Genomic DNA, 5,583 nt, shown 5'->3' with positions numbered 1-5,583 from the left:
ACCCTGAGGCGCATGGATGCGCCGACGGAGCCTACACGGACGTACTTGCGGCGTGTCCCGGGAACCCACAGCCCCCGGCCCAGCACGATGCAGGAGGCTATAAGGTTTTGGACTTGGACTTGGACTTGGACCTGGATCTAGACCCAATCGGTCAGAGATTCTTCCGCGCCGGCACCAGCAGGTTGCCAAACAGCAGCCCGGCCACCAGCGCCATCACCACATTGAGCACCGTCATCAGCACCGTCTGCCCCGCGCTCATGTCCTGCTGCTGCACCAGCGTCAGCACCCCGCGCAGACTGGTACTGCCCGGCACCAGCATGATGATGCCCGGCAACCGGATGATCGCGCCCGGCCGCTGCACCCAGCGACCAAACAGATTGCCTGCCGCCGTCATCACCATTGCCGACATGAAAATACCCGCCGGCAACCCCCATGCCTGCCCCGCGAATTTTGAAATCGCATACCCGGCAACAGAAGCCGCCATCACCCACGGATAATCGCGGCGATTGGCCTTGAACAGCATCGCGAACGCGAACGCCGCCACCAGCAGCGCGCTCCATTCCACCCAGTCTGCCTGCGGCCGCGATGCCCGCACCTGCGGGTCCAACCCGATGATCCCCGACAGCGTCACCGCGATCACCGCGCCCACCGTCAGTTTCAGGATCGTCGTGATCGCACCGGCAAACCGCGCCGTCCCCGAAACCCAATGCTGGCTCGCCAGCTCGTTCACCGCATTGGTCAGCGACATCCCCGGCAGCATCACCACCAACGACGCAATGATCACCGTATTGAGATTCAACGGCCCCAGGAACGACGCTACCAGCGCCGCCACCGTACCCGCCAGCAGCGCCGCCAATGCCTCGCTCGCCTCCCGGCTGGCCGGCCGGCGGTCGGTGTACAGCGTCATCAGCCCGATCAACAACCCGATCATCCCCGCCGTGGCGATATCCAGCCACGGCAGCTTCCACAAGCCTGCCACGCCCGCCGCACCCAGACTGTAGGACAGGATCATCCGGATTTTGCCGCGCCGGCCCGGGTCCTTGTCCAGCTGCCGCAGCACCGTGTGGCCCTGCGCGATGCTCATCCCGCCATTGGCCACCGCATCGGTGATCTGGTCGGCGATGCTCAGTTTATGCAGGTCGTTTTCGCCCGGCGCCAGCCGGATCACCCGCGTGATGTCCGACGAACCGATCGCCTTGGTCGGGTCGCTGAAACTCAGGATCAGCCCGGTCGGGTTCGACCACGGCTCGCAATCCAGGTCCAGCCGCTGCGCCAGCGCGACCACCGCCGCCTCCAGCCGCTGCGCCGTGGTGCCATAGCTGTGCAGGCGCCCGGCCATTTCCGATACGAATGCCACGCGCTGCGCGTAGGTGGCCTGGGGGGTAACGATGGTGGCGGTATCGGCGGACATGTTTCGTAGTATTACCCGAAGCCTGCCCGGCTGAACATTCATGTTGCCTGCCACACACTTGCCGTCTACACGGACAAGGTATGCTGCGCGGCAGGACGCCCATGACGCACACACACGCCCCCCATCTCGAACAGGATGCGCAGGACCCCGGCCTGGTCCGGTTGTCCGGCCACTGGACCCTGCATACCGCGCTGGCCGCGGCCGAAGTGCTGCGCGGCATTCCTGACACGCTCACCGGCATCGACGCCAGCGGCATCACCGTGCTCGACTCCGCCGGCGTGCTGCAGGTCCTGCGCGTGGCGCGGCGTGCCGACCTGGGCGAGGATGCTCTCGCCTTCCGCGAAGAACACCGCGCGCTGGTGTGCACCATCGAAGAAGTGGCCGACGACCGCCCAAGGCCCAAGCGCGACTTCGGCGTCCTGGCCGCGCTGGAACGCCTCGGCGTCAGCGTGCACGGCATGGGCCACAACATCGTGGCACTGGCCAGCTTCCTCGGCGAGAACCTGGTCAAGGGCGCGCGCCTGATCAAGGAACCGCGCCGTTTCCGGCTCACCGCCACCGTCGCCCAGATGGAACAGGTCGGGCTGGACGCCGTGCCGCTGGTGGCCCTGCTGTCCTACCTCGTGGGCGCCGTCATCGCCTTCCTCGGGTCGACCATCCTGCGCGACTTCGGCGCCGAGATTTACGTGGTCGAGCTGGTCAGCATCGCCTTCCTGCGCGAATTCGCCGTGCTGCTCACCGCCATCGTGCTGGCCGGCCGCACCGCCAGTGCCTTCACCGCACAGATCGGCGCGATGAAGGCCCGCGAAGAAATCGATGCGATGAAAACCCTCGGCCTGGATCCGATCGACCTGCTGGTGCTGCCGCGGCTGGTCGCGCTGCTGATCACCCTGCCGCTGCTGACCTTCATCGCGATGATGGCCGGCCTCGCCGGGGGCGTCACCGTGGGCGCGTTCGACCTTGGCATCCCGCCGCAGATGTACATCGCGCGCATGTACGAGACCATGGAAGTGCGCAACATGCTGGTGGGCCTGTCCAAGGCGCCGGTGTTCGCGCTGGTGATCGGCCTGATCGGCTGCCTGGAAGGCCTCAAGGTGGAGGGTACCGCGCAGTCGGTCGGTGAGCGCACCACCTCCAGCGTGGTCCAGGCCATTTCGCTGGTGATCATCCTCGACGCGTTCGCCGCGCTGTGGTTCATGAAGATGGGCTGGTAACCGCATGACCACCGACACCGCCCCTGCCGCAGACCGCAGCGCACCCGACAGCGCCGATCCCGACCTGGTGATCCGCGTGCGCGGGCTGGTCAATCGTTTCGGTGCGCAGCTGGTGCACGACGGCGTCGACCTGGACGTGCGCCGCGGTGAAATCCTGGGCGTGGTGGGCGGTTCGGGTACCGGCAAGTCGGTGCTGATGCGCAGCATCCTCGGCCTGCGCGAACCCGACGATGGCCAGATCGAGGTGCTGGGCGTGGATGCACGCTCCAGCGACCCGGCCAGCCGCCTGCACATCGAACGCAATACCGGCGTGCTGTTCCAGGACGGCGCGCTGTTCTCGTCGCTGACCGTGGGCGAGAACGTGCAGGTGCCGCTGAAGGAACACCACCGCGAACTGCCCGAGCGCTGGCACTACGAACTGGCCCTGCTCAAGGTGAAGCTGGCCGGGCTGCCGGCCGATGCGATCAACAAGCTGCCCTCGCAGTTGTCCGGCGGCATGCGCAAGCGCGCCGGCCTGGCCCGTGCGCTGGCGCTGGATCCGCCGCTGCTGTTCCTGGACGAGCCCACCGCCGGCCTGGACCCGATCGGCGCGGCCGCCTTCGACCGGCTCATCAAGACCCTGCAGGAAGCGCTGGGCCTGACCGTCTTCCTGATCACACACGATCTGGACACGCTGTATGCCATCTGTGACCGGGTGGCGGTGCTGGCTGACAAGAAGGTCATCGCCAACGCACCGCTGCACGAGATCGAACAGCTGGACCACCCGTGGATCCAGGAGTATTTCCACGGACCCCGCGCCCGCGCGGCGCGAAGCGCAAAGAACGAGATCGAGTAAGCCATGGAAACCAAAGCCAATTACGTCCTGATCGGCGCCTTCACCCTGGTGGTGGGACTGGCGCTGCTGGCCTTCGGCCTGTGGGCAGCCAAGTACTCCTCCGACCGCACCTGGACCGAATACCGGGTGGTCTTCCGCGAGGCCGTCACCGGCCTGACGGTCGGCAGCCCGGTGCAGTACAACGGCATCGCGGTCGGCTCGATCACCGAACTGAACCTGGTGCCGGACGACCCGCGCCAGGTGGTGGCGCGCATCCGCCTGAACTCCAACACCCCGATCAAGACCGACACCCGCGCCAAGCTGGCCATCACCAGCCTGACCGGCCCGTCGATCATCCAGCTCAGCGGCGGCACCCCGCAGGCTGCTGCGCTGACCGCGGTCAACAAGGACCCGGCGCCGATCATCCCGACCACACCGTCGGCATTGCAGAACATCACCGACGTCGCCAACCGCATCGTCGAGCGCATGGATCAGGTGCTGAGCGACCGCAACGTGGCCAGCATCAACGCCACCCTGGCCAACCTGGAAACCATCAGCGGCGGCCTGGCCGACCGCGACCAGGGCACCCAGGCGCTGCTGCTCAGCGCGCGCGACGCCGCGCGCAGCCTGGATGTGACCCTCAAGAGCACCAACGGCACCATCCAGCGCCTGGACAAGAACCTGGTCCAGCAGCTGCCGCCGATCCTGGACAAGCTGGAAACCACCCTGAGCAAGCTGGATTCGGCCGCCGGCAATGCCGATTCGATCCTCGGCGAGAACCGCGCCGCGATCAACAGCTTCGCCAACGATGGCCTGGCCCAGCTTGGCCCGACCCTGACCGAGCTGCGCGGGCTGATCCGCGACCTGCGCCGGGTCAGCGACCGCCTCGACAACAACCCGGCACGCTATCTGCTGGGCCGTGACGCGCCCAAGGAGTTCGAACCCAAATGAGCCGCCCGACTCTCACCCGGATCCTGTTGCCGGCGGCGATGCTCGCCCTGCTGGGCGGCTGTTCGCTGCTGGGCAGCAACGAACGCAGCGCAGTCACCATCTATTCGCCGATCGTGCGCATCCAGGCCGACCCCGGCTGGCCGAAGGTCGACTGGCAGCTGGTGCTGGTCAAGCCCAGCGCGGCACGCGTGGTCGACAGCCCGCGCATCAACGTGCGCCCCTCGCCCTCCGAGCTGGAGGTGTACAAGGGCGTGAGCTGGGCGCAGCCGGCGACCGACATGCTGGACGATGCCCTGGTGCGCGGCTTCGAGGATTCCGGCCGCATCAACGGGGTGGCCCGCGCCACCACCGGCATCCGCGCCGACTACAAGCTGGCCCTGGACGTGCGCCGCTTCGAGGCCGATTACCGCGGCCAGGCCACGCCGACGGCGCTGATTGAAGTGAACGCCAAGCTGATCCACGTGGTGGACCAGCGCGTGGTCGCCGACCGCACCTTCCGCCAGGAGCAGCCGGTGCCCAGCACCGCCACTGCCGATGTCGCCCGCGCGTTCGAACAGGGCCTGCAGGCCACGACGTCCGAGGTGGTGGGCTGGACGCTGGTGAGCGGCCAGGCCGATTACCAGCAGGCGCAGGTCACGCCGACCCGGCTGCGTCAATCCAGCGGAAAGTAAGGTTGATGCGCTCGGCCAGCGGCCGGGTGCTTTTCGGCAGCGCGTGCTGGTAATGGCGCTGGGTGGCACCGCCCATCAGCAGCAGGTCGCCGTGGCCAAGCACCACTTCGGCCTTCTTCGCATGGTCGTCGCGACGGCGCAGCGCGAAGCGGCGTTCGGCGCCCAGGCTCAGCGAGGCGATCAGCGGTGCAGGGCCCAGCTCGGGTTCGTTGTCGCTGTGCCAGCCCATGCCGTCGTCACCGTCGCGGTAGCGGTTGAGCAGCACGCTGTTGAACGGCGCGGTGCAGAACGCCGCCAACCGCTCGCGCAGTGGCAGCAGCGCCGGATGCCACGGGGCCGGCACGAAGTCGGTGCCCGAATAGCGGTAACGCGCCGCCGGGTCGCCCATCCAGCAGCTCAGCCGCGGCGAGTCCACCTGGCGGCCGAACATGCGGATGCGATGCACCTCCCACGGCACCTGTTCGCGCAGCGTGCGCTGCAGGGCATCGGCGTCGGCAGCCGCCAGCCAGTGGCGGTGCCAGC

Annotated in this window: 6 protein-coding genes; 4 read left to right on the top strand and 2 right to left on the bottom strand. The window is 67.6% G+C overall.

What is annotated here, in order from left to right; translation table 11 throughout:
• Window positions 1-151: 151 nt before the first annotated feature.
• A complete protein-coding gene (locus tag DBR34_RS08835; RefSeq protein WP_128096520.1) occupies window positions 152-1,411 on the bottom strand; it encodes a threonine/serine exporter family protein in 1,260 nt (419 codons plus the stop codon).
• Window positions 1,412-1,512: 101 nt separating this feature from the next.
• On the opposite strand from DBR34_RS08835, the gene DBR34_RS08830 reads away from it, so the two are divergent.
• The 4 genes from DBR34_RS08830 to DBR34_RS08815 are packed head-to-tail and all read left to right on the top strand — an operon-like array spanning window position 1,513 to window position 5,061.
• Complete coding sequence (locus DBR34_RS08830; protein ID WP_128096518.1) at window positions 1,513-2,625, top strand: ABC transporter permease; 1,113 nt, start codon at window positions 1,513-1,515, stop codon at window positions 2,623-2,625.
• 4 nt (window positions 2,626-2,629) lie between these two features.
• Entirely contained in the window at window positions 2,630-3,460 is an 831-nt protein-coding gene (locus tag DBR34_RS08825) for an ABC transporter ATP-binding protein (RefSeq protein WP_128096517.1), read from the top strand.
• Window positions 3,461-3,463: 3 nt separating this feature from the next.
• A complete protein-coding gene (locus tag DBR34_RS08820; protein WP_038690607.1) occupies window positions 3,464-4,390 on the top strand; it encodes an MlaD family protein in 927 nt (308 codons plus the stop codon).
• Entirely contained in the window at window positions 4,387-5,061 is a 675-nt protein-coding gene (locus DBR34_RS08815; RefSeq protein WP_128096516.1) for an ABC-type transport auxiliary lipoprotein family protein, read from the top strand. The genes DBR34_RS08820 and DBR34_RS08815 overlap by 4 nt, the downstream gene beginning before the upstream one ends.
• Here DBR34_RS08815 and DBR34_RS08810 read toward each other — a convergent pair.
• Window positions 5,024-5,583 (bottom strand): alpha-ketoglutarate-dependent dioxygenase AlkB (locus DBR34_RS08810; protein ID WP_146186800.1); only part of this gene is annotated, 560 nt, incomplete at its 5' end. The genes DBR34_RS08815 and DBR34_RS08810 overlap by 38 nt on opposite strands.

The organism is Stenotrophomonas sp. HMWF003, assembly GCF_003061285.1.
GTDB lineage: Bacteria > Pseudomonadota > Gammaproteobacteria > Xanthomonadales > Xanthomonadaceae > Stenotrophomonas > Stenotrophomonas maltophilia_AP.
This window is presented reverse-complemented; position numbering and strand designations above follow the sequence as displayed.

What these genes read in the sequence shown, in the direction of transcription:
- DBR34_RS08820 (WP_038690607.1), top strand. Translation starts at nt 3,464, where the DNA reads ATGGAAACCAAAGCCAATTACGTCCTGATCGGCGCCTTCACCCTGGTG.
- DBR34_RS08815 (WP_128096516.1), top strand. Translation starts at nt 4,387, where the DNA reads ATGAGCCGCCCGACTCTCACCCGGATCCTGTTGCCGGCGGCGATGCTC.
- DBR34_RS08830 (WP_128096518.1), top strand. Translation starts at nt 1,513, where the DNA reads ATGACGCACACACACGCCCCCCATCTCGAACAGGATGCGCAGGACCCC.
- DBR34_RS08825 (WP_128096517.1), top strand. Translation starts at nt 2,630, where the DNA reads ATGACCACCGACACCGCCCCTGCCGCAGACCGCAGCGCACCCGACAGC.
- DBR34_RS08835 (WP_128096520.1), bottom strand. Translation starts at nt 1,411, where the DNA reads ATGTCCGCCGATACCGCCACCATCGTTACCCCCCAGGCCACCTACGCG.